The following is a 23607-nucleotide window of genomic DNA, read 5'->3' as shown; positions in this document are numbered from 1 at the left end:
CAAATGGGTTTGCGCAGCTTCTTTGATCGGATCGAGCCGAACTTTACCAAGGGCGGCAAGTACGAGAAGTACTTCCCCATCTACGAGATGGTGGAAAGCTTTATCTACACTCCGAAAACCGTAACCACCGTCGCGCCGCATGCGCGGTCGTATATCGATATGAAGCGGATCATGACCTATGTCGTGTTCGCGACAATCCCCTGTATCCTGTGGGGGATGTATAACACCGGTTATCAGGCGAACTCGGCCATTGCTGCGCTGGGGCCTGACTCGGCGACCGGATGGCGGATTGCGCTGTTGCAGATGTTTGGGATTTCGCTGGACCCCTCCAGCGTCTTTGCCAATGTGATGCACGGGCTGATGTATTTCCTGCCGATCTACATCGTGACGCTGGTTGCAGGCGGTATCTTCGAGGTCATCTTTGCCACCGTGCGTGGACATGAGGTAAACGAAGGTTTCCTTGTCACCTCAATGCTTTACACGCTGATCATGCCAGCTACTGCGCCCTTGTGGCAGGTGGCGCTGGGGATCATCTTCGGCGTTGTGATCGGGAAAGAGGTGTTTGGCGGCACCGGCAAGAACTTCCTCAACCCTGCTCTGGTGGGCCGGGCGTTCCTGTATTTCGCTTATCCAGCCAGCATGTCCGGTGACACGGTCTGGACACCGGTTGACGGGTTCTCGGGCGCCACTGCTCTGTCCGTCTCGGCCTCGCAGGGCTTTCAGGCGCTGGCCGCTGATGGCATCACCTGGTGGAATGCGTTCTTTGGCTCGATTCAGGGCAGCTTTGGCGAAACCTCGACGCTGGCCTGTATGATCGGTCTGGCCTTCCTGCTGGCCACGCGGATAGCCAACTATCGCCTGATCATCGGCTGTCTGGCGGGCACCATTGGCTTTACCCTGCTGCTGAACCTGATCGGTTCCGACACCAACCCGATGTTTGCGGTGCCATGGTATTGGCACATCGTCATCGGCGGCTACGCCTTCGGTCTGGCCTTCATGGTGACCGAGCCGGTCTCGGCCAGCCACACCAACATGGGCCGCTATATCTACGGTGCGCTGATCGGTGTCATGGTTGTGATGATCCGTGTCATCAACCCGGCTTTCCCCGAAGGCATGATGCTGGCCATTCTGTTCGGCAACGTCTTTGCACCGCTGATCGACTATTTCGTCGTTCAGGCCAACATCAAACGGAGGGCGCGTCGCCATGTCTGATACGCAATCCCCAGAACCCAAAGGCGCGATTGCCAAGTTTCTGGCGGCCTCGCCGGATTCGGTCGGCAAGACGATCTTCATCGCGGTCGCCGTCTGTCTTGTCGCCTCGATGGTTGTCTCAGCCGCGGCGGTCAGCCTGCGCCCGGTGCAAGAGGTCAACCGCCTGAAGGACAAGCAGATCAACGTGTTGCAGGTGGCAGGCGTTTATGAGCCGGGCACCGACGTGACCGAAGCTTTCGCCGCGTTCGAGCCGCATGTTGTGGAACTGTCCACCGGCGATTTCGTCGATGACCAGTTCGACCCGGCCACCTTCGACGACATTGCCGCCGCCAGCGATCCTGAGCTGAGCGTTGCGCTGGACGATGACCCGGCTGGTATTGGCCGCAAGTCGAAGTATCGCGTAATCTACCTGCTGCGCGACGATGCGGGCGATCTGGACAAGGTGATCCTGCCGCTGCACGGCTATGGCCTGTGGTCCACGCTCTATGGCTTTATCGCGCTGGAAAATAACGGCAACGATATCTACGGTCTGCAATTCTATCAGCATGGCGAAACCCCGGGCCTTGGGGCCGAGGTGGACAACCCCCGCTGGAAGGCGCTGTGGAACGGTAAAAAGCTGCGCGATGACAATGGCGATCTGCAGATCACCGTGTCGAAATCCCAGCCTGCGGCCGGACCTGATTTCTATATCGACGCGCTGGCGGGGGCGACCCTGACCTCGGTGGGTGTCGATAACCTGGTGAAATTCTGGATGGGCGACGCGGGCTACGCTCCGTTCCTGGCCAAGCTGCAAGCAGGAGAGTTCTAATGTCTCAGACCAAGAAAGAGATGCTGGTCGACCCGCTTGTCGACAACAACCCGATCACCTTGCAGGTGCTGGGCATCTGTTCCGCGCTGGCGGTGACCTCGTCGCTGCAGGTGTCGATGGTGATGGCGCTGGCGGTGATCTTCGTGACTTCGTTCTCGTCCTTCTTCATCTCGTGCCTGCGCAACCAGATCCCGGGCTCGATCCGGATCATCGTGCAGATGGTGATCATCGCCTCGCTGGTGATCCTGGTGGACCAGATCCTCAAGGCTTACGCGTTTGAGATCTCGAAAACCCTGTCGGTTTTCGTTGGCCTGATCATCACCAACTGTATCGTGATGGGCCGCGCCGAGGCGTTTGCGATGAAGAACCCCCCGGTCGCGTCCTTCATCGACGGGATGGGCAACGGCATGGGCTATGGTCTGATCCTGCTGCTGGTCGGCTTCATTCGCGAGCTGTTTGGGGCGGGTTCGCTGTTTGGCATCACCATTCTGGAGACCGTCAACAACGGCGGCTGGTACGTGCCCAACGGCATGTTGCTGCTGCCCCCGTCGGCGTTCTTCATTATCGGTCTGATCATCTGGGCCTTCCGCACATGGAAGCCGAACCAGGTGGAAGAGCGTGAATACAAAATTCAGCAGGTAGAGGCCCACTGATGGAAGGTCTGATCTCACTGGCCGTAAAGGCCATCTTTGTCGAAAACCTTGCGCTCAGCTTCTTTCTGGGGATGTGTACCTTCATCGCCGTTTCGAAGAAGATCTCGACAGCGCTGGGTCTGGGGATTTCGGTGATGCTGGTTCAGGCGATCACCGTGCCTGCCAACAACCTGCTGCTGAACTACCTGCTGAAACCGGGCGCGCTGGCCTGGGCCGGGTTCCCGGATGTGGACCTGACCTTTCTTGGCCTGATCTCGTATATCGGCGTGATCGCGGCGATGGTGCAGATTCTCGAGATGATCCTGGATAAGTATTTCCCGCCGCTCTACAACGCGCTGGGGATCTTCCTGCCGCTGATCACGGTGAACTGCGCCATCCTGGGTGGTTCGCTGTTCATGGTCGAACGCGACTATAACTTTGCCGAGGCGGCGACCTATGGTCTGTCTTCAGGCTTTGGCTGGGCGCTGGCGATCACCGCGATGGCGGGTGTGCGCGAAAAGCTGAAATATTCGGATATTCCGGACGGCTTGCGGGGTCTTGGCATCACCTTCATCACCGCGGGACTGATGGCCATGGCCTTCATGTCCTTCTCGGGCGTGAAACTGTAAGGAGGGCGCAATGGAAACCTTTAGCTTAGGCGTCATCCTATTCACTCTGATCGTTCTGGGTCTGGTTGCCATCATCATGGCCGCCCGCTCGCGTCTGGTGTCGACGGGCAACGTCAACATCACGATCAACGGTGAGAAAACCGTATCCGTTCCGGCGGGCGGCAAGCTGCTGCAAACGCTGGCGGCCGAGAAACTGTTCGTTCCTTCCGCTTGCGGCGGCGGCGGTACTTGTGCGCAATGCCGGGTGAAGGTGCATTCTGGTGGCGGGTCGATCCTGCCGACCGAGGAAAGCCACATCACCAAGCGTGAGGCATCCTGCGGCGACCGCCTGTCCTGTCAGGTTGCGGTCAAGCAGGACATGGAAATCGAAGTCCCGGAAGAGGTCTTTGGCGTCAAGAAATGGGAATGCACTGTTCGCTCGAACGAGAACGTGGCGACCTTCATCAAGGCGCTGACACTGGACCTGCCAGAAGGTGAAGATGTGAACTTCCGCGCCGGTGGCTACATCCAGATCGAGGCCCCCGCGCACCAGTTGAAATACACTGATTTCGACGTTGAGGAAGAGTATCGCGAGGATTGGGACAAGTTCAATCTGTGGCAATACGAGTCCGTCGTGAACGAGCCAATCGAACGTGCCTATTCCATGGCCAACTATCCGGACGAAAAGGGCATGATCATGCTGAACGTCCGGGTTGCTTCGCCGCCTCCGGGCTCCGAAGGGATCCCCGCCGGTCAGATGTCATCCTACATCTTCAACCTGAAACCGGGTGACAAGGTAACGATCTCGGGTCCGTTTGGTGAGTTCTTCGCCCGCGAGACGGAAAAAGAGATGGTCTTCATCGGCGGTGGTGCCGGTATGGCGCCCATGCGCAGCCATATCTTCGACCAGCTCAAGCGTCTTGAGAACCGCAACCGCAAGATCACCTTCTGGTACGGTGCGCGTTCGAAGAAAGAGATGTTCTTTGTCGAGGATTTCGATCAGCTGGCCGAGGAGTTCGACAATTTCGAATGGCACGTGGCGCTTTCGGATGCTCAGCCCGAGGACGATTGGAAAGGCTACACCGGCTTTATCCACAATGTTCTGTTCGACGAATACCTCAAGAACCATCCCGCGCCCGAGGATTGCGAGTTCTACATGTGTGGCCCGCCAATCATGAACCAGTCGGTCATCAACATGCTGCTGGATCTGGGCGTGGATCGCGAAGACATCATGCTCGACGATTTCGGCGGGTAAGATTAACGCAGGACCAAGATAGAAAAGCCCCGCTCATTCGCAGCGGGGCTTTGCTCTTTGGTGGTCTTGAGCAATTGCCGAGACGGCTTAGATCTGCGTCCAGCCAGCCTTCAGCCAGGCCGCAAATTCCGCCTCGTCAACCTGTCCTGCTGCAAGGTCCTCCATCATCTGGACACCTTTGACCGGGTCAGGCAGAAAGGCATATCCATTGAGCCTCAGAAAGGTCAGGGCGGTGACGAAAGCCGTGCGTTTGTTGCCGTCGATGAACGCATGGGCCTTGGCGATGCCGAACGCATAGGCCGCTGCGATTGCCGCCAGATCGGCGTCCTCATAGGCCGCCAGATTCATCGCCCTTGCGCAGCCCATCTCCAACAGCGCCCGGTCGCGCATACCGGGCGCACCGCCATGGCGCGAGATTTGTCGGTCGTGAATGGCGATGACTGCGGCCAGCGGAACCCAGATCCGCGGCTTCAAGCCAAGGCCTGCAGAAGGTCGCGGTTTTCATCCATGACGACCTCGGCCGCGGCCAGCGCCTCGGCCACCGAAGGGTCATGCGCCATGACTTTCAACGTGCCATCATCCCCGCGCAGCACAAAAAGGGTGTCCCCTTCCTTGGCATCAAGGATAGTCAGCATTTCGGTCGACAATGTCATAACGGCCGAGTTTCCGACCTTGCGGATCTTGGTTTCGATCATTTGGACCTCCGGTATATATGGATGTATATACTGAAAGCGGCCCCATTTTGCAAGCTTGGGGGCTTGAGGCCCCCAAGGCTTGTCGGATCTAGGCCTAAAGCCTCAGATCGCTGGCCTCACGCGGCAGGCAGGATTTGATGTCATAAACGATGCTTTGCGATTTGCCATAGGCGCGGAATTGGGCCGGATCGAGCGTTTTGTATTCCTCATGCGCGACGGCCAGAATGACGCCATCATAGGCCCCGTCCTGTGGCGCTTCGATCAGGGACAGACCATATTCCACCTGCGCCGCTGCCGGGTCGGCATGCGGGTCGTGCACATCGACGCTGACGCCATAGCTTTGCAGTTCCTCAATAATATCAACCACGCGTGTGTTGCGCAGATCCGGGCAGTTTTCCTTGAAGGTCAGCCCCAGCACCAGAACCCGCGCCGCGCCGACATTGATACCATCGCGGGTCATGCGCTTGATCAGCTGCGAGACGACATAGCCGCCCATCCCGTCATTCAGGCGCCGCCCGGCGAGGATGATCTGAGGGTGGTGCCCCACCGCCTCGGCCTTGTGGGTCAGGTAATAGGGGTCGATGCCGATGCAATGCCCGCCGACCAGACCAGGGCGGAAGGGCAGAAAGTTCCACTTGGTGCCTGCGGCGCGCAGAACGGCCTCGGTATCGATTTCCATCCGGCCGAAGATCATCGCAAGTTCGTTCACCAAGGCAATGTTCAGGTCTCGTTGCGTGTTCTCGATGACCTTTGCGGCCTCGGCGACGCGGATGCTCTCGGCCTTGTGGGTTCCGGCGGTGATGATCCGCGCGTAAAGCGCATCGACCAGATCTGCCACGTCGGGGTTCGAGCCCGAGGTGACTTTGCAGATATCCGCAATCCGGTGGGTCTTGTCACCGGGATTGATCCGTTCGGGGCTATAGCCTGCATAGAAATCGGCGTTAAACCGCAGGCCCGAGGCGCGTTCCAGCACCGGCACACAGTCTTCCTCGGTCGCGCCGGGATAGACGGTGGATTCGTAGATCACCAGATCGCCGGGTTTCAGAACCCCGCCCACCGTTTCGGACGCTGCCAGCAAAGGCGACAGGTCCGGCCGTTTGCCCGGTGTAATCGGGGTTGGAACGGTGACGATATAGGTGTCGCAGTCGGCCAGATCCGACACATTGGTGGTAAAGCTCAGCCCTGAGGCGGCGGTAAGATCTTCGGGCTCGACCTCTTGCGTGGCATCATTGCCGCCGCGCAAGGCGTCGATGCGCGGCTGGTTGATGTCGAAGCCGACGACCGGGCCGATCTTGCCAAAGGCCACGGCCAGCGGCAGGCCGACATAGCCCAGTCCAATAACAGCGATTTTGCGGGCATCCGGGTTTGTGTCCAGCATCAAGCTTTGCCCCTTATTTGCCGTGATACTCTCGGAACCACTCGACAAAGCGGGCGATTCCATCCTTGAAATCGGTTTGCGGGCGGTAACCGGTCAGGCGTTGCAGCAGGTCTGTATTGGCCCATGTGGCGGGAACATCGCCCATCTGCATCGGCATATAATTGCGGATTGCCTCTTTGCCCACCGCCTCTTCGATGGCTTCCACGAAGTCCATCAGGCGCACCTTGTCGCCATTGCCGATATTGACGACCCGATAGGGGGCGACCGGGGACAGGCTGTCGCCGTCATCGATCTCATCCGCGCTGGCGGGTCGGACCGGAGGCACATCGATCAACAATCGGATGCCACGGACAAGATCGTTCACATTTGTGAAGTCGCGATACATGTCACCGTGGTTGTAGATGTCGATTGGACGATCATCCAGAATCGCATCCACAAATTTATACAGCGCCAGATCGGGCCGTCCCCAGGTGCCATAGACGGTGAAAAAGCGGAACATGGTGGTCGGCAGGTCCCACAGATGCGCGTAGGAATGGCCCATCGCCTCATTCGCCTTTTTGGTGGCCGAGTAGATGGTCAGCTGCGTGTCGGCCTTTTCGACCTCGGTAAAGGGCATATCCTCATTCGCGCCGTAGACCGATGAAGTCGAGGCCATCAGCAGGTGATCGACCTTATGCACACGCGCAACCTCCATCACGTTGAAGGTGCCGACAACATTGGAGTTTATGTAGCTGCGCGGTTCTTCCAGGCTGTAGCGGACACCGGCCTGGGCGGCGAGGTGCACGATGACTTCGGGCTGAAACTCATCGGCGATTTTCATCAGTTGGTCGTGGTCTTCCAGCATGGCCTCGGTTGCGGTGAAGCCCGGCGTCTGCATCAGCATCTGATGGCGGCGCTGTTTCAGGGTGACGTCGTAATAGTCGGTCATCCCGTCATAGCCATGCACGCGGAACCCTTCTGACAGCAGCAGCTTGGCCAGATGGAACCCGATGAAACCCGCCGTACCGGTAATCAAAACTCGCTTCATAAAACCCTCGAACACAATAAAACCCTAGGCATCAGGGATACTCTCCTTGCTGCAAGGTCAAGTAGAATCTCCCTTTTATCCGTCATAGCAAATCTGCAACCGGATTGGTCAACATCGTGCCATGGCCCGGAATTGCCGATTGTCGGAACGCATCAGGCCGGGTAGTGAAAGACTGTGATGGTTAGGAACTGGATCAAAGGGTTGTTTGGGCAGGGTGTCGCGCAGACCGCAGAGGTTGACGCGCCGGAAATCGCGCCCGAGGAGCGGTTCATCGCAATTGGGGACATTCACGGGCGGCTGGACCTGTTACAGGATCTATTGCCTCGTCTGGATGATACGTGTCCATGGGTGTTTGTCGGCGACTACGTGGATCGCGGCGACAGCAGCGCGCAGGTTCTGCATCACCTGCACCACCTCAGCGAATCCTCGGGCGGGCGGATCATCTGTTTGCTGGGCAATCACGAAGAGATGCTGTTGCGCTTTGTCGAAGACCCAAAGCGTGTGGGTCACCTTTGGCAGCAAAACGGCGGCGTTGAGACGCTGAACTCGTTCGGAGTTGCAGGCGGGGTCGAGGTGACAGAAGGCGAACAGGCCGTTGCCGTGGCCGAAGAGCTTCGGCAAGCCATGGGAAATGAGTTGCTGAGCTGGCTGTCAAACCGCCCGCTCAGCTGGACCAGCGGGAATGTCACGGTTGTCCACGCCGCTTTGGACCCGCGCAAGGCGCTGGACGCGCAATTGCGCCAGATTTGCCTGTGGGGGCATCCGATGTTCCGGGTTCAGGCCAGAGAGGACGGGCAATGGGTTGTGCACGGGCACACGATTGTCGCCCACGCGCGGGCGCAGAACGGGGTTGTCTCAATCGATACCGGGGCCTATTCCACCAGCCGCCTGACGGCGGCTGAGATATTCAGGGGCGGGGTGCGGTTTACCTCGACCTAGCCCACAATCATCTGCTTCATGCGCAGCGCTTCGTATTCCAGTTCTTTCAGGCGGAAATGCACCACGTCGCCGATGGTGATCACGCCGCACAGGTTGCCGTCGCGCAGGACCGGCATGTGACGGAACCGGCCTTCGGTCATGGTTTTCAGAACTTCGTTCAACGGATCATCGGGCGAGCAGGTCTTGACCTCGCGCGTCATCAGATCCTCGACCGATTGCGGCAGGGTCTGGCCGGGCGTGTCCGCCATCCGGCGCACGATGTCGCGTTCCGACAGGATCCCCTGTAGCGCGCCGTTCTGATCGGTTACCAGAACAGCCCCGATCCGCTTTTCTTTCAGGGTGTTGACCACGGAATGGATCGTCTCGTTCGGGCGCACTGAAAACACCGAGTCGCCCTTGCCCTCAAGCAGTTTGGCCACGGTCGTCTGTGACTGCGCCAGATTGGACCCCGTCGTTTGGCTGTGCGTCGTCTTTTTGTCTTTATCGCCGCGCATCGGTGCCTGGTAAGAGGTTGGGGCCATAGGCAATCTCCTTCTTGGTTCTTGCAGTGTCTTTCCCTTTTACCTTAGCGCAGCTAAATGGCCTGTATAGGGTGCAAATGCCCTGATCGGCGAAAACCCGGAGTCTGACCTTGTGAGCGATCTGTACCTGACACCCCCCATCGCGGCGCTGATCTTCTTTGCAGTGGTCGTCTGCGGCCACAATTTCCGTATGGCGTGGAAACAACAGCCCGAGGGCTGGCAGAAACGCGCGTGGCTGTTCGGGCTTCCGGCGGGGATCGGCCTGTTGGTGCTGGGCTTTTTGCCGCTGAAGCTGTGAAGCCGGTTTGACTCTGACAGGGGGCGCTGGCATATGCCGGGCACTGATTTTCCCCGGAGACCGATCCATGCGTCTGTTGTCTGCACTGGCCCTTGCAACCTTTCTGACCGGCTGCCTGTTCGACAAGGAACCCGACGTGGTGCGCCTGTCGGGCGAGACGATGGGTACGACCTTCAACATCACCGCAATTGGCGAGGATCTGGACGAGGCCGCGCTGGCCGCATCGGTCGAACAGGCACTGGCCGGGGTCAACGCCAAGATGTCGAACTGGGACCCGAATTCCGAGGTTTCGACCTTCTCGGCCTCAACCAGCACCGACCCGGTGGCGATCTCGGACGAATTCGCGTTGGTTTTGGCGGCCGCGAATGATGTGCATGAGAAAACCGGCGGTACTTTCGACGTCACACTGGGCCCGCTGATCGAGCTTTGGGGCTTTGGCCCGCGCAAGCCCGAGGATCCGGTGCCATCGGATGCTGATATTCAGGCCGCCCTGAATGGTGTGGGGCAGGCGCGACTTTTGACGCTGGATGCCTCGGCTGGCACGCTGGCGAAATCTGATCCGTCTGTCGGGATCAACCTGTCGGCGATTGCCAAGGGCTATGGCATCGATGCGGTGGCAGAAACCTTGCAGGATGCGGGGATCGAGGACTATCTGGTCGAAATCGGCGGCGATCTGGTGACCAAAGGCCAGAACGATCAGGGCGAGGCCTGGCGGATCGGCATCGAAAAACCCGAGGCCGGATCGCAGAGCGTGCAGTTGATTGTGTCGCTGGATGATCGCGGCATGGCCAGCTCGGGCGATTACAAGAACTTCTTCGAGCAGGATGGCGTGCGCTATTCGCATATCATCGACCCGACCACCGGGCGTCCGATCACGCATCGCACGACCTCGGTCACGGTTCTGGCCGAAAACGCGATGATCGCCGATGCCTGGGCGACTGCCATGCTGGCGCTGGGGCAGGAAAAGGGTATGGAACTGGCCGAACAGTATAAACTTGCCGTGTATTTCATCTCGCGCGATGTGACAGGCGGCGACGATGCCTATATAACCGTCCACAGCAGCGCGTTCAAAGACGCCCTGGGAACCAACTGACCGGTAGGAACCGACATGAGCACCTTCATTCTGGCCTTTATTCTTTTGTCCCTGGTCATGGTCGGCATGTCGCTGGGTGTGATGCTGATGGGTAAGACCATCAAGGGCAGTTGCGGTGGTCTGAACGCGATCTCGGGCGCGGATAAATGCGTGGTCTGCCAAAAGGACGTTGACCCGAACAGCCCCCTGCGCGATCAGCTTCAGTGCAAGCGCGCCAAGAAGATGCTGGAACAGATGGAACGTCAGTCCTGATCTGCATTTGCGCAGCGCCGTTGGAACTGGCTAGATAGCCCCCGGACCAGTCGGGAGGCGCGCGTGGCCAAAGCCAGAAACATCCTGTTCATCATGTTCGACCAGCTGCGCTGGGATTATCTGAGCTGTTACGGGCATCCGCATCTGCACACTCCGAACATTGATCGATTGGCCGCCCGTGGTGTGCGTTTTGACCGGGCCTATATCCAGTCGCCAATCTGCGGCAGTTCCCGCATGTCTACCTATACCGGGCGCTACGTGCATTCCCACGGCGCGTCGTGGAACGGCATCCCGCTGAAAGTCGGCGAGATCACGATGGGCGATCACCTGCGCAAGGCCGGAATGGACTGTTACCTTGTCGGAAAGACCCATATGCGCGCCGATGCCGAAGGCATGGCCCGATTGGGGCTGGAACCGGACAGCCTGATCGGTGCTCGCGTGGCCGAATGCGGCTTTGATGTTTTCGAGCGAGACGACGGAATGTTGCCCGAGGGACCGGATGGTTTCTACGACCCGGATGGCGCGAAGGAATACAACAAGTATCTGAAGTCCAAAGGCTATGAGAGCGACAATCCCTGGCACGACTTCGCCAATTCCGGTCTGGATGCCGAGGGCAACGTTTTGTCCGGCTGGTTCCTCAAGAACGCAACCGAGCCCGCAAATATCGCCGACGAGGATAGCGAAACGCCTTATCTGACCGGGCGCGGCATGGAGTTCATGGAAACCCATGACGGCCCGTGGTGTTGCCATCTGAGCTTTATCAAACCCCATTGGCCCTACATCGTGCCGGAACCCTATGCCTCGATCTACGGCCCCGAACATGTGCTGCCGGTGGTCCGATCCGAGGCAGAACGCCAGAACGCGCACCCGGTGCTCAAGGCATTCATGGACACCAAGATCGGCCAGACCTTTTCTCGTCAGAAGGTCCGCGAGGCCGTGATCCCCGCCTATATGGGCCTGATCAAGCAGGCCGACGACCAGATGGGCCGCCTGTTCGACTGGATGGAACAGACCGGGCGGATGGACGATACGATGATCGTTCTCACCTCGGATCACGGGGATTTTCTGGGCGATCACTGGATGGGTGAGAAAACCTTCTTCCACGATGCCTCGACCAAGATGCCGTTGATCATCTACGACCCCTCGCCCGAGGCCGACGCCACGCGCGGTACGGTCTGTGACGCGCTGGTCGAGTCCATCGACCTAGCGCCTACTTTCGTCGATGTGGCCGGAGGGGAAGTGGCCAACCATATCCTCGAAGGTCATTCCCTGCTGCCAATCCTGCATGGGCAGGTGCAAGAGGTGCCACGGGATGTGGTGATCTGCGAATACGATTATTCCGCCTCACCCATTGCCGAGCGTCTGAATGCTTCGGTCCGGGATGCAGTGATGTTCATGGTCGCCAACAAGCGCTGGAAGCTGATCAATTGCGAGGGCGGGCACCGCCCCATCCTGTTCGATCTGGAAAACGACCCGCAGGAACTGATCGATCTGGGCGACAGTACCGATCATGCCGAGGTGATCGCTGAGATGTACGAGCATCTGTTCGCCTGGACCCGCCGCCCGTCGCAGCGCACCACCCGGTCGGAACAGCAACTGATCGAGATGCGGAGCAAAAGCCGGGGCAGGGGGATTGTCTTGGGGGTTTACGACGAAAACGAGATGCCTCTGGACCTGACGGTCAAGTACCGCAACCGCAAGGCAAAACCCTACAAAACCTACCTGAAAGACTAGCTGCGCCGCGCTTTCCATTGCACATAGCGCGCCATGCTGCGTTCCAGCAGGTTCGGTGCTTTGCCATCGTCCAGATGTAATCCGCCGCCGCCCGCGCGATACATCTCGGCAAACACATCCAGCACTTTGGATTTGACCATTCCGCGCAGGGGGACATGGGCCATCATGCCATAGGTTGCCGCCCCGCCGGTCTTGGCAAGTTCGGGATTGGCGCGCACGGTGGCGACGGCCTGCGCCAGATCAGCCAGGTATTCATCCGTTACATGCAGGTGTTTGGCGGTGACCATGCAGTGGATGCCATCGGGGTTTTGCACCCGGTTGATGTTCCAACCCGCCCGCTCCAACTGATCCGCAACGGCGTAGATGTTCAGCTTTGGGTCGCTTGACCCATAAGCCAGCAACGGCCCCTGCGGGTTGCCAAGAATGCGCAGCCCGTCGATCGCTGTGATGCCTGCTTTCAGCTTTTCGACCGCCTCGGTCGTGTCTTTGGCCAGCCGACAATAGCCCTCGACCCCCAGCTTTTGCATCACCGCCCATGCGGCAGCATAGGCTCCGCCCGGTCGGGTGCCCAGCAGAGCGGGAGAGGCGAAGACTCCGCCGGGCCAGTCCTGACAGATGAACATCTGGTGTTTCAGCAGGTCCAGATCGCGATAGAGGATGGTCGAGGCCCCCTTGGCCGCATAGCCATATTTGTGCAGGTCGGCCGAGATCGAGGTGACGCCCGGAACCCGGAAATCCCAGTCGGGCAGGTCAACCCCGTTCCGCTCCATGAACGGCAGGATCAGCCCGCCGACGCAGGCGTCGATATGCAGCGGGATGCCTTTGGACTGCGCAATCGCCCCCATTTCGGCAATCGGGTCGATGGTGCCATGCGGGTATTCCGGGGCTGAACCCAGGATCATGACCGTGCCCGCGTTGATCGTTCGCTTCAGCCGGGAAATGTCGGTCGCATAATCCGGTGCCATTGGCAGCAGGCGCGCCTTGACCCCGAAATATTCCGCTGCCTTGAACCATGCCACATGCGCCGTCTTGGGCAGGATCATGTTGGGCCGTGTCACCTTGCGCCGTTTGCGCGCCATATCGCGATAGGTTTTGACCGCCATCAGGCAGCTTTCCGTCCCACCCGCCGTCACAACGCCGCACGTGTCCGGCCCGCCATGCAGCAGACCGGCCATGGTCGAGATGATCTGGGTCTCCATCCGTTTCAGGCTTTGAAACGCGGCAGGGTTCAGGCCGTTGGCCGAAGAAAACGCGCTGTAGGCCTTGGCGGTGAAGGCGTCGTGGTCGTTATCCAGATGGTAAACCAGGCTCCAGGTCCGGCCATCGCGATAATTCGGGTCATCCTCGGCAAAGGACTTGAGCTGGTCCAGTATCTCACCCTCGGGGCGGCCGGTTTCCGGTAGTTTCTGATGGTCCATATCCTATCCCCCTTGGGCCAGCAGCAGCGCCAGAGAAATGCCCAGATAGTTCCCGATGGCAAAACCCAGAATGCCGGTTGCCATTCCCGACATCAAGATCGCCGGGTTGCGCAGGCTGCGCGAGATCATGGGCACGAAGGCAGGAGACATGACAGCAGCGACCGAGGTGATCAGAAACGTGTCCCGATCCACCCCCGCCAATCGCGCCAGCAGCGCATGCAGGGCAAAACTGCCAAAGGTTGCTATTAGGACGAACCCCAGAACGGCCAGATCCAAGTCGCGCAGCTTTGCCAGATCCATCGAGGCCGCAACGCTGAACGAAAATACATAAAGCAGATACATCCCCATATGCGGCGCGGCCCGGTTTTGGCGTAAGGACGGGGTCAGGGACCCCAGAATGCCCAGCGTCGTCAGCAGAACGACGATCATCACCTGCGGCGCGGCGAAGGTGACGAAAGGGGCCAAGGTCAATGCCGCACCGACACACATCGAGGCCCCAAGCAACGCAATCAGCCCGTGTGCGATCCAGTTGGGCCGGGTGGCCTCGGCCGGTTCCGGGGGATTGGATTCAACGTCTCCGGCAAAGGGTTTCAGGAATCGCCCAAAGACCACAGGGGCCAGCGTCAGCACAAACAGCAGGTAGGCTGCGCCAACAACGGTGTCGACGGTGGCAAACAGCAGATAGCGACCCTCGGGGATATCCAGCGCGAGCTTGATCGCGCCCATATTGGCCAGCCCGCCAGTATACATGCCGACGGCCATGCCCGACAGCTGCTCGGCCTGTTCGGTGCCGCCTGCGTTGAACGCGTAGAACAGACCGGTAGCAACAAGACTTACCGACAACACGGCCAACACCATGGACAAAAGGGCTGATCCGGCGATCCGACCCCAGGCGCGCAGATTGACGCCAAACAGCAGCAGCGGAAGGGCAAGCCCCAGGCTGGCCTCGATCACGCTGTTGCGGATGTGCTGGGCCGGTTCGGGTTGCAGGCCCGACAAACCCAGCGCCAGACCACCCATATAGCACAGCACAATCGGCCCCAGCCGCCCGGCCAGCGCCCAATGCCGCGCCAACAGCATCAGCGCGGCAGGCGCGAATACGTAGATCAGTGCAAACACCGCAATCTCTGGCTGCATGACTGTCCTCTCCCCTGTGGTCGAGACTAGGCAGCCCGACCTCAATGGCGCAAGGTGGCGTGACGTAAGGTTCGCTGCGTGTTGGGGTATGGAAATCCGGGCCTCTGTGCCCGATGAGCGGTTGATTAAATCTGCGCCAATTGCCGCAAAGGCGGTTCACCCCCCGGCGGTCACCGGGTAGAAGGTTCGCCAAGAGCAGTTACCGGAGAGTAAAATGGCCACGCCCAAACCCGTAGTCCTGTGCATTCTCGATGGTTGGGGATTGTCCGAGGACACGCAGGCCAACGCGCCTTATCTGGCGAAAACGCCCACCTTCGATGCGATCATGCAGGGCCCTCAAGCCACGCTGATCACCCACGGCCCGGATGTGGGTCTGCCCAGCGGGCAGATGGGCAATTCCGAGGTTGGCCATACCAATATCGGCGCGGGCCGGGTTGTGGCGATGGATCTTGGACAGATCGATCTGGCCATCGAGGATGGATCCTTCTTCGACAATGAGGCGTTGCAGGATTTTATCGCCAAGGTGAAGGCGGCGAGTGGTACGGCGCATCTGATGGGTCTGGCCTCGGACGGCGGCGTACATGGCCATGTGAATCACATCGTCGCTGCGGCCAAGGCAATCACCGATGCCGGGGTGCCGGTCGCGTTGCACGCGGTGACAGACGGTCGCGACGTGGCCCCGAAATCGGCTTTTGGGTACATCGCCGAGCTTGAGGATCGCCTGCCCGAAGGCGCGCGCATCGTCACCGTCAGCGGGCGCTACTTTGCCATGGATCGCGACAACCGGTGGGAGCGCGTGTCAGAGGCGTATAACGCCATGATCAAAGGACAGGGACGCGCGGCCAGTTCCGCGCATGGGGCGGTCGATCACGCCTATAACCAATCCGAGACGGATGAATTCATCACCCCGACGGTGCTGGAGGGCTATAAGGGTGTCAAAGACGGCGACGGTTTCTTTTGCCTGAACTTCCGCGCCGACCGCGCGCGGGAAATCCTGCGCGCCATTGGCGAGCCGGGCTTTGCCGATTTCGATACCGGCCCACGCCCGGCGCTGTCGGCCTTGCTGGGAATGGTCGAGTATTCCGACGGCCACAACGATTATATGACAACGGTGTTCCCGAAACGCGCCATCGTGAACACGCTGGGCGAATGGGTGGCCAAGCAGGGTCTGCGCCAGTTCCGACTGGCCGAGACCGAGAAATACCCCCATGTGACCTTCTTCCTGAATGGCGGCAAAGAGGTGCCCGAGGAAGGCGAAGACCGCTTCATGCCCAAATCGCCCAAAGTGGCGACCTATGATCTGCAGCCCCAGATGTCGTCGACCGAAGTGACCGCCAAATTCGTCGAGGCGATTGAGGCGGGCTATGATTTGATCGTCACCAACTATGCCAATCCGGACATGGTTGGGCATACAGGCGATTTGCAGGCCGCGATCAAAGCTTGCGAAGCCGTGGATCAGGGTCTGGCACAGGTCGTCGAAGCATTGAACTCCGCCGGGGGCGCGATGATCGTCACAGCCGATCACGGCAATTGCGAAATGATGGTCGATCCGGAAACCGGCGGGCCACATACCGCGCATACGCTGAACCCGGTGCCGGTTGCTCTGGTCGGTGGCCCCGCAGGTGCCGCGTTGCGAAGCGGGCGATTGTCGGATCTTGCGCCAACGCTTCTGGACCTGATGGACCTGCCCAAACCACCTGAAATGACCGGGGAAAGCCTGCTGTCATGAGGGGTCTGGCCGTCGCAGTCGCGCTGTGTCTCGCCGGTTCGGCGACGGCCCAAAGCAATCCGTCTGAGGCGGCGCTGGCAGCGGCCGAGATGCTGGAACAGGCCTCGGTTTCACTGACCGAAGCCGACAGCGCGCGGGACCGCGTGCGGGCCCTGACCCAGACGATCCAGGCCTACGAGGCCGGACTGTCCGCCATGCGCGACGGTTTGCGCATGGCCGCCACGCGTGAGGCGCAGCTGTCTGCCGAATTGCGCGCCCGCGAAAAGGATGTGGCGCAGCTGCTGGGTGTGTTGCAGACGATCGAGACCACCGCACCGCCGGTTCTGATGCTGCATCCCTCTGGCCCTTTGGGCGCGGCCCGCACCGGCATGATGCTGTCCGAGGTCACACCGGGCCTAAACGCCAAGGCCGAAGCTTTGGCGCGTGATCTGCAAGAGGTTCAGACCCTGCGCCTGTTGCAACAGGACGCCGCCGAAACCCTGACCGAAGGCCTGACCGGTGTGCAATCGGCCCGCACCCGTCTGAGCGAGGCGATTGCCGACCGCACCGACCTGCCGCAGCGCTTTGTCGAGGATCCGATCAAGACGGCGATCCTGATCTCGTCGACCGAAACGCTGGACGGGTTTGCCAGCGGATTGTCCGAAATCTCGGAAGGGGAGATTGCGGCCACCAATGCCAGCGTCTCGGGTCGCAAGGGTGATATATTGCTGCCGGTTCAGGGCATTCTTCTGCACAGGGCAGGCGAAACAGACGCGGCGGGCGTGACGCGCCCCGGTCTGGTCCTGGGCACACGGCCCCGCGCGCTGGTGACTGCGCCCACTGCGGCAACCATTCGCTATCGCGGCCCGCTGCTGGACCTTGGAAACCTGATTATTCTGGAACCGCAACCGGGGCTTTTGTTTGTTTTTTCCGGCTTGCAAGAGGTCTATGGCGACATCGGACAAGTGATCCCCGAAGGCACACCGGTTGGGCTGATGCCCGGTGAAACCCCGGAAATCGGCGCTATTTTGTCAACAACTGGTGATGGCACTGGAACTGACCGGTCAGAAACGCTCTATATAGAGGTAAGAGAAGACAACAGCCCCGTGGACCCGGAATCGTGGTTTCGGACCAGCAAGGATGGATAAACGAGTATGAAGAAATTTGTGATGGCCGGACTGGCCGGAACCGTGGCAGGCATCATTGCAACCACTCAGATTGCAGGCCCGTTGCTGGCGCAAGAGGCCGAAAAGAAAGCCGATGTGTATCAGCAACTGGACCTGTTCGGTGACATCTTCGAACGCATTCGCGCGCAATATGTCGAAGAGGTCGAGCCCGAGGAACTGATCGAAGCGGCAATTGACGGCATGCTGACCTCGCTGGATCCGCACTCCAGCTACCTGTCCCCCGATGATGCCGAACAGATGCGCGTGCAGACGCGGGGTGAGTTCGGTGGCCTTGGCATCGAAGTCACGCAGGAAGAAGGCTTTGTCAAAGTCGTCTCGCCCATCGATGACACGCCCGCCGATGAGGCCGGGATCGAGGCCGGGGATTTCATCACTCATGTGGATGGCGAAAGCATTCTGGGCCTGACATTGGACAAGGCCGTTGAGCTGATGCGCGGGCCGGTGGGCTCCGAGATCATCATCACCGTTGTCCGCGAAGGCGAGCCCGAGCCATTCGACGTCACCATCATCCGCGACACGATCAAACTGACCGCCGTGCGCGCCCGCACCGAGGGCACCAGCGTGGTGCTGCGGGTGACTACGTTTAACGATCAGACCTTCCCCAACCTGCAGGCCGGGCTGGAAGAACAGATCGCCGAAGCCGGTGGCATCGAAAAGGTCAATGGCGTCGTGCTGGATTTGCGCAACAATCCCGGCGGTCTGCTGACGCAGGCGATCCGGGTGTCGGACGCGTTCCTGAACGAAGGCGAGATCGTCTCGACCCGTGGCCGCAACCCGGAAGAGGGCGAGCGGTTCAACGCAACCCCCGGTGATCTGGCCGAGGGCAAACCCATCGTTGTTCTGATCAACGGCGGCTCGGCCTCGGCCTCGGAAATCGTGGCCGGTGCCCTGCAGGATCACCGCCGCGCCATCGTGGTCGGCACCAAGAGCTTTGGCAAAGGCTCGGTCCAGACGGTTATGCCGCTGCGGGGCGACGGGGCGATGCGCCTGACCACCTCGCGCTATTACACGCCGTCGGGACGCTCGATCCAGGCGCTTGGCGTCAGCCCGGATATCATCGTCGAACAACCACGCCCGCAGCCCGAAGCCGAGGAGGAAGAGGAAAACCGCTTTACCCGGTCCGAGGCCGAACTGCGCGGCAGCCTGGACAATGACAGCCTGAGCGAGGACGAGATTCGCCAGATCGAAGAAGACCGCGCCAAAGCCGAAGCCACCGCTGAACTGCGGGAAGAGGATTACCAGCTGGCCTATGCCATCGACATCCTCAAGGGCCTGTCGGCCTTCAATCCAAACGGGCCTTCGCAGTAGGGCGCTTGGACATTAGGGGCGCGGGGCGGCGTAGGGCCGAACCTCTGACCAAAAGTGTTGATCGTGTGCGAATAAGTGCGCGATCGACAACGTGTGAATGGTAGTTGTGGGTGCCAAAGCAAACGGTGTTCGTTTGGTGAATTTGCTCAAATGCCACAGGAATTTCCTATCAAAAACAAATATATGAATTGTTCTCTTCAAGCCTTATGATGGTGAAGTGGTTTCGCCTTTTGCCGCGAGAGGAGACAGTTGGTGATAATCAATAGCCCGATCGATTTGGGTCGCAAATTGCAGCGCGCGGCTTTGACGAGTTTAACATTCGTAAGTTTAGCTTACTTTTTGTTGTCAGCCAGCGCACAAGCCCAAAGCTCACAGGTTTGCGCTGAATTGGGATCGCCTCGAGTAGAGTATTCATCTGGATCTGAAACTACTCTTACAAACCAAACTATCTCTACAACCGAGCGTACGTGTCTTCCAATCCCGAATGGACCGATAACGGGACTTACTATTGAAAACTCATCAATAACGTCCTCTGGGGAGATCGAGATATATGTCCCGGGTCGGAACGTAGTTCCCAGTAACGCTTCAGTATTGACCCTGCTTAATGTAGATGTCGCAGCAGGTAGTGGAGACTTTGTTTCCCGAGAAGCGCTGGCTACAAACCTGAACGGCAAGCTTAGAGTAAATCTGATCAACACTTCGATTGGATCGGGCCGATCCATGACGTTTGCGCCATTCAATGGCCAAAACATCGACCCCACCGAAGTGTACTTTCAATCCGACCGTCCGTTAACCTACGACAACCTGACGGTTGTGGGAGCAACCGAAGTCGTTTTCGGTGCATATTTTATTCAAACTCGGATTGTTGAGGCTTCTGATTTTACACTGACCAATAGTTCGATTTCTTCAACCAGCGATATGGAGATTGCCGCCGGAACAACGTTGCGCCTGGATGCGTCAAGCAGTCTTTCTTCCTTTAACTTCGACAATTTTGGCACTTTGGCGGGCAATGGCACGGTAAATGCCGTCAATTTCACGGTAAAAAACGGCGGCGTACTTTCGCCGGGCTTTTCTATCGGAACGCTCCACAACACTGGAGGGATCGCCTTTGATGCCGGATCAACCATCTTGACTGAAGTTGATCCCTTAGCCGGACAAAAAGCCGACTTGGTTACATCCACCGGTCCAGTGACCGGAATCAATCGTGCGAGGATACAGGTCGAAGCAGCTCGACCCGGTTTGTCAGCACAAGACTATGCGTCTGGCAACGATTACACAGTCTTTCAAGCTTCCAGTTTCGACGGTGACACCCCCATACTTGTTGCCGGGGGTTCCTTGCCAGCTCTCTCCAGCTTGAGTATCGCAAATGTGCCAACGGCAGACGGTAGAATTGATATAGCGTTTACGACGCTGCCCGTTTCAAGCCTGCCGCAGAACCCCCTAGTTGCAGGCTCTCCCAATGCCAGTAACCTTTCCGGAGCAGTTGCGAACACGGCAAGCACTTCGCCGGGAACCATGCTTAGCAGTGGCGCGACTTTGGGCAACGCTGTCAGCACGCTAACCAATGCTGGGTTGGCCGGGTTCAATCGGGTACATGCCGAGCCCTATTCCTCAAATTTGACAATCGGGTTGGAGCAACTGGACCTGATAACCAACGCTGTGCTTAGCCACGCAGATTGTCGCAGGTATCAATCGGTTGGCTTCAGGACCCAGGACCAACCCATTGCGTCCGGTGACATCGATGCCATCCAGAACAGGACTGGTGCAATAGACTGTGCTGATCGTCGCTGGTGGATCGATACAGCTTATGTGAGTGGCAATGTCGATGGCAGTAACGGCCTCGGAACATTCGATTATTCGCTCAGCACCATTGTGGCCGGTGCGGATGTCGTAAGTTCCGATAGAGGGGTCGTTGGCGTTTACGCAGGCGTTGGGACGTCCTCCATGGATGAGCACGATCAAGTCGATCAAGACTTTTCGACCGACAGCTATCACGCTGGTGTTTACGGTCGTACGACAACCGGAACCTGGGAATTTTCCGGGTTGATCGGATACATGTTCGGTGAAACCGACGCCAGGCGGATTAACCCTTCTCTTGATGGCTTTACTGGAGGTGAGGCAAAATCGGATCTTGACCAAGAGGGAATTCACGCCGGTGTTCAGGCAAGAAAGCTGGTCAACCTGAAAAGCGGTGCAAGAATGTCCACAGTTTTTGGATTGAATTATGGTCGCATCCGGCAAGGCTCTGGGACAGAGACCGGGGGCGGTGACTTTAACTATTCAGTTGAAAATGCGGATGCGGAGTCCCTGATCGCTTCCATTGGAATTGACTATCAACAGGACTTCTTAACCGAGAATGGTTTGCTCACACCAATAGCCTTTGCCCGCTACGAGTACGACTTCTATGCCAACAAGAACAGGGAACACGAAATCACCGTTACGAGCCCGATATTTGGGACATTCACTCAAGTCGGACAAAACCGAGGAGCCAATGGGTTCGTTCTTGGGCTGGGGCTAGGGTATCAGATGTCTGAGCAAACTAGGTTCACGGCAGGGTACAGTTATTCGGCTCGTTCCAATGGCGAAGAACATGGCCTGGGAGCAAATTTAAGCGTACTGTTCTGATCAGTAAAAAAAGTCATCGATTAAACTGCGGCTTTGTTGCGCACTGCCGCCGTTCCCGGGTGCGGTACATTCCCAGAAATATGCGAGGGTTAAATTTTAGAGTAGTTTAGTACACTGTGCTTTGTATCTGGCCTCGCAATACTTCTGGTAAGTTGCTTGCAGCAGGGCGCGGACCTTCTTCATCCCTCGATCTTGTGCAGTTTGCTTTCGTCCAGCCTCAGCGCAAGAAGAATACCGACCGAGACCGAGATGGTGGAAAAGACAAAGGCCATGCTCATGCCGCTGTTGAAGGCCGCTGAAAGGGCGGATTTGACCGTTTCGACCTGATCCGCATCAAATTTGGCCAAAACCGCGCGGGCCGAGTTTGTATCGAGTGTGCCGCCGTTGATGGCGCGCAGATCGGTGTCGGACAGGGTGATCTTGGCGGCGGCCAGTTTGTCGCGCAGGCTGGACAGGGACACCACATACATGATCGCGGTGGCGCAGGCGACGGAGATCGCTCCGTAAACAAGGTGGGTCATGAAACTCAGCCCACCGACCAGACCGGCGCGTTCGGGCTTGACCGCACAAACTGCCGCGGTGCCCGACGGACCAACCGTCAGCGTTGCCCCCAGCCCGATCATCGCCATGCCGGGCAGGATCTGGAAATACCCCAACCCGCCGGGCAGAAGCACGATGCTGGCCGAGCCGATGGTGGCCAGCATGTATCCCCAGAACAACAGCCGCTTGGGCCCGAAATCATTGTAAAGCGTCCCCGACACGATCGAGCCCACGGCCAGCAGAACGGTCAGCGGAGCAAGCCCCAAAGCCGAGGCAAAGGTCGACCAGCCAAGCACCTTTTGCATGTATTGCGGGAAATACAGCAGGGCGACAAAGGCAGCGGAGACGTTGAACATGTTCAGCCCCAGTGTGATCCGGAACTGTTTGTTCTGCATCATCTGCGGCAGTAGCAGTGGTTCCTTCACGCGTTTCTCGACCTTTGGGAACAGGAAAAACAGAACCGCGCTGACAAAGAACAAAAGCAGCAGCGGAACCGAGGTCCAACCCCAATCCGCGCCGACATCAAGCCCGTAAAGCAGAAGCAGTACGGCCAGGGACAACAGGCCCATACCGGCGAAATCGATATGCTCGCCCTGCTTGTGCTGGGTCTCGCGCTCCATCAGGACCAGCGCGGTGGCCATCGAGATGCAGGAAAAAATCACATTCGCCAGGAAGAAATAGCGCCACTCGCCCAGGTTTACGGCAAGCCCGCTGATCATCGGACCAAAGACGTTGCCCGAGGTGACGCCGGCCAGGATCAGACCCATCACCAGCGCGCGGTGTTCCTGACGCGAGACTTTGGTGGCCCCGAAAGCCAGCGTGCAGGGCCAGACGCAGCCCGCGCCGATTCCTTGCAGCGCCCGCGCGCCGATCAGGAAATCGAGGCTGGGGGCCACAAAACACATCACCGACGAAAACAGAAAGATCGTCAGGCCGATGATCATGATTTTGCGGTGGCCGTACATATCGCCAAGGCGGCCCCCGGCTACCATGGTCATGGCAAAGAACAGCGCATAGATATTCAGGACCCATTGGGTGCTGGTGATATCGGTGTCAAAGCTGTTCTCGATTGCCGGGACCAGCATCAGGGCGCCGGTAAAATCGATCCCGATGCCGAAGGCGGTCACCATCAAAGCGATGACTTTTATGATGCTGCTCCGCTCCATATCCGCACCTTTTTCGATCCTGGTGGGTCAATGATGCATGAAAAGGGCTGAAAAGATAGGGAAACC

Annotated in this window: 22 protein-coding genes; 14 read left to right on the top strand and 8 right to left on the bottom strand. The window is 58.7% G+C overall.

What is annotated here, in order from left to right:
* Window positions 1-3: 3 nt before the first annotated feature.
* Genes ACR0C9_RS13675 through nqrF form a run of 5 tightly spaced genes read left to right on the top strand, consistent with a single transcriptional unit; the run spans window position 4 to window position 4515 of the window.
* Window positions 4-1212 (top strand): NADH:ubiquinone reductase (Na(+)-transporting) subunit B, encoded by a 1209-nt coding sequence (locus tag ACR0C9_RS13675; protein WP_480781252.1) that lies wholly within the window; start codon window positions 4-6, stop codon window positions 1210-1212.
* Window positions 1205-2020, top strand: coding sequence for a Na(+)-translocating NADH-quinone reductase subunit C (locus tag ACR0C9_RS13670; RefSeq protein WP_170522537.1), 816 nt, complete (start codon window positions 1205-1207; stop codon window positions 2018-2020). The genes ACR0C9_RS13675 and ACR0C9_RS13670 overlap by 8 nt, the downstream gene beginning before the upstream one ends.
* Window positions 2020-2673, top strand: coding sequence for an NADH:ubiquinone reductase (Na(+)-transporting) subunit D (locus tag ACR0C9_RS13665; RefSeq protein WP_117873115.1), 654 nt, complete (start codon window positions 2020-2022; stop codon window positions 2671-2673). The genes ACR0C9_RS13670 and ACR0C9_RS13665 overlap by 1 nt, the downstream gene beginning before the upstream one ends.
* Complete coding sequence (gene nqrE / locus ACR0C9_RS13660; protein ID WP_480781251.1) at window positions 2673-3281, top strand: NADH:ubiquinone reductase (Na(+)-transporting) subunit E; 609 nt, start codon at window positions 2673-2675, stop codon at window positions 3279-3281. Before ACR0C9_RS13665 ends, nqrE begins: the two co-directional genes overlap by 1 nt.
* 10 nt (window positions 3282-3291) lie before the next feature.
* Window positions 3292-4515, top strand: a complete 1224-nt coding sequence (nqrF, locus tag ACR0C9_RS13655; protein ID WP_170522540.1) for an NADH:ubiquinone reductase (Na(+)-transporting) subunit F — start codon at window positions 3292-3294, stop codon at window positions 4513-4515.
* A gap of 87 nt (window positions 4516-4602) precedes the next feature.
* Here the strand turns inward: nqrF and ACR0C9_RS13650 are convergent, their stop codons facing one another.
* The 4 genes from ACR0C9_RS13650 to ACR0C9_RS13635 all read right to left on the bottom strand — a co-directional run bounded on the left by ACR0C9_RS13650 (window position 4603) and on the right by ACR0C9_RS13635 (window position 7615).
* Window positions 4603-4989, bottom strand: coding sequence for a type II toxin-antitoxin system death-on-curing family toxin (locus ACR0C9_RS13650; protein WP_170632537.1), 387 nt, complete (start codon window positions 4987-4989; stop codon window positions 4603-4605).
* Window positions 4986-5210, bottom strand: coding sequence for an AbrB/MazE/SpoVT family DNA-binding domain-containing protein (locus ACR0C9_RS13645; RefSeq protein WP_170622240.1), 225 nt, complete (start codon window positions 5208-5210; stop codon window positions 4986-4988). The genes ACR0C9_RS13650 and ACR0C9_RS13645 overlap by 4 nt, the downstream gene beginning before the upstream one ends.
* A 94-nt stretch (window positions 5211-5304) precedes the next feature.
* Window positions 5305-6588 carry a Vi polysaccharide biosynthesis UDP-N-acetylglucosamine C-6 dehydrogenase TviB gene (gene tviB / locus ACR0C9_RS13640; protein WP_480781250.1) on the bottom strand — a complete coding sequence of 428 codons (1284 nt, stop codon included), beginning with the start codon at window positions 6586-6588 and terminating at the stop codon, window positions 5305-5307.
* A gap of 13 nt (window positions 6589-6601) precedes the next feature.
* A complete protein-coding gene (locus ACR0C9_RS13635; RefSeq protein WP_480781249.1) occupies window positions 6602-7615 on the bottom strand; it encodes a GDP-mannose 4,6-dehydratase in 1014 nt (337 codons plus the stop codon).
* A 177-nt stretch (window positions 7616-7792) separates the two neighbouring features.
* Between ACR0C9_RS13635 and ACR0C9_RS13630 the strand changes: the two genes are divergently transcribed.
* Complete coding sequence (locus ACR0C9_RS13630; RefSeq protein ID WP_480781278.1) at window positions 7793-8554, top strand: metallophosphoesterase; 762 nt, start codon at window positions 7793-7795, stop codon at window positions 8552-8554.
* Here the strand turns inward: ACR0C9_RS13630 and ACR0C9_RS13625 are convergent.
* Window positions 8551-9075, bottom strand: a complete 525-nt coding sequence (locus ACR0C9_RS13625; protein ID WP_170453910.1) for a CBS domain-containing protein — start codon at window positions 9073-9075, stop codon at window positions 8551-8553. The two genes, ACR0C9_RS13630 and ACR0C9_RS13625, sit on opposite strands and share 4 nt — an antisense overlap.
* A 112-nt stretch (window positions 9076-9187) precedes the next feature.
* Here ACR0C9_RS13625 and ACR0C9_RS13620 point away from each other — a divergent pair, with 112 nt between their 5' ends.
* From ACR0C9_RS13620 to ACR0C9_RS13605, 4 genes are all read left to right on the top strand, one after another.
* Window positions 9188-9373 (top strand): hypothetical protein, encoded by a 186-nt coding sequence (locus ACR0C9_RS13620; protein ID WP_170453909.1) that lies wholly within the window; start codon window positions 9188-9190, stop codon window positions 9371-9373.
* A gap of 67 nt (window positions 9374-9440) precedes the next feature.
* Window positions 9441-10466 carry an FAD:protein FMN transferase gene (locus ACR0C9_RS13615; protein WP_170735969.1) on the top strand — a complete coding sequence of 342 codons (1026 nt, stop codon included), beginning with the start codon at window positions 9441-9443 and terminating at the stop codon, window positions 10464-10466.
* 15 nt (window positions 10467-10481) lie between these two features.
* On the top strand, window positions 10482-10718 hold the full coding sequence (gene nqrM / locus ACR0C9_RS13610; protein WP_170453907.1) for a (Na+)-NQR maturation NqrM: 237 nt from the start codon (window positions 10482-10484) through the stop codon (window positions 10716-10718).
* 93 nt (window positions 10719-10811) lie between these two features.
* Window positions 10812-12452, top strand: coding sequence for a sulfatase-like hydrolase/transferase (locus tag ACR0C9_RS13605; RefSeq protein ID WP_480781277.1), 1641 nt, complete (start codon window positions 10812-10814; stop codon window positions 12450-12452).
* Here ACR0C9_RS13605 and ACR0C9_RS13600 read toward each other — a convergent pair.
* Both ACR0C9_RS13600 and ACR0C9_RS13595 read right to left on the bottom strand, forming a co-directional pair.
* Window positions 12449-13870, bottom strand: coding sequence for a pyridoxal phosphate-dependent decarboxylase family protein (locus tag ACR0C9_RS13600; protein WP_480781248.1), 1422 nt, complete (start codon window positions 13868-13870; stop codon window positions 12449-12451). The two genes, ACR0C9_RS13605 and ACR0C9_RS13600, sit on opposite strands and share 4 nt — an antisense overlap.
* A 3-nt stretch (window positions 13871-13873) precedes the next feature.
* Complete coding sequence (locus ACR0C9_RS13595) at window positions 13874-15007, bottom strand: DUF819 family protein (protein WP_480781247.1); 1134 nt, start codon at window positions 15005-15007, stop codon at window positions 13874-13876.
* Window positions 15008-15221: 214 nt separating this feature from the next.
* On the opposite strand from ACR0C9_RS13595, the gene gpmI reads away from it, so the two are divergent.
* The 4 genes from gpmI to ACR0C9_RS13575 all read left to right on the top strand — a co-directional run bounded on the left by gpmI (window position 15222) and on the right by ACR0C9_RS13575 (window position 21835).
* Complete coding sequence (gene gpmI, locus ACR0C9_RS13590) at window positions 15222-16736, top strand: 2,3-bisphosphoglycerate-independent phosphoglycerate mutase (RefSeq protein ID WP_480781246.1); 1515 nt, start codon at window positions 15222-15224, stop codon at window positions 16734-16736.
* Window positions 16733-17863 carry a peptidase M23 gene (locus ACR0C9_RS13585; RefSeq protein ID WP_170453902.1) on the top strand — a complete coding sequence of 377 codons (1131 nt, stop codon included), beginning with the start codon at window positions 16733-16735 and terminating at the stop codon, window positions 17861-17863. The genes gpmI and ACR0C9_RS13585 overlap by 4 nt, the downstream gene beginning before the upstream one ends.
* A 6-nt stretch (window positions 17864-17869) precedes the next feature.
* Entirely contained in the window at window positions 17870-19210 is a 1341-nt protein-coding gene (locus ACR0C9_RS13580; protein ID WP_170453901.1) for a S41 family peptidase, read from the top strand.
* A 591-nt stretch (window positions 19211-19801) separates the two neighbouring features.
* On the top strand, window positions 19802-21835 hold the full coding sequence (locus ACR0C9_RS13575; RefSeq protein ID WP_480626643.1) for an autotransporter family protein: 2034 nt from the start codon (window positions 19802-19804) through the stop codon (window positions 21833-21835).
* 179 nt (window positions 21836-22014) lie between these two features.
* Here ACR0C9_RS13575 and ACR0C9_RS13570 read toward each other — a convergent pair whose 3' ends face one another.
* A complete protein-coding gene (locus tag ACR0C9_RS13570; protein ID WP_170453900.1) occupies window positions 22015-23541 on the bottom strand; it encodes an MFS transporter in 1527 nt (508 codons plus the stop codon).
* Window positions 23542-23607 lie beyond the last annotated feature (66 nt).

Source organism: Ruegeria sp. C12 (assembly GCF_056537745.1).
Note: the sequence above shows the minus strand (reverse complement) of the source record. Positions and strands in the feature narration are given on the sequence as shown.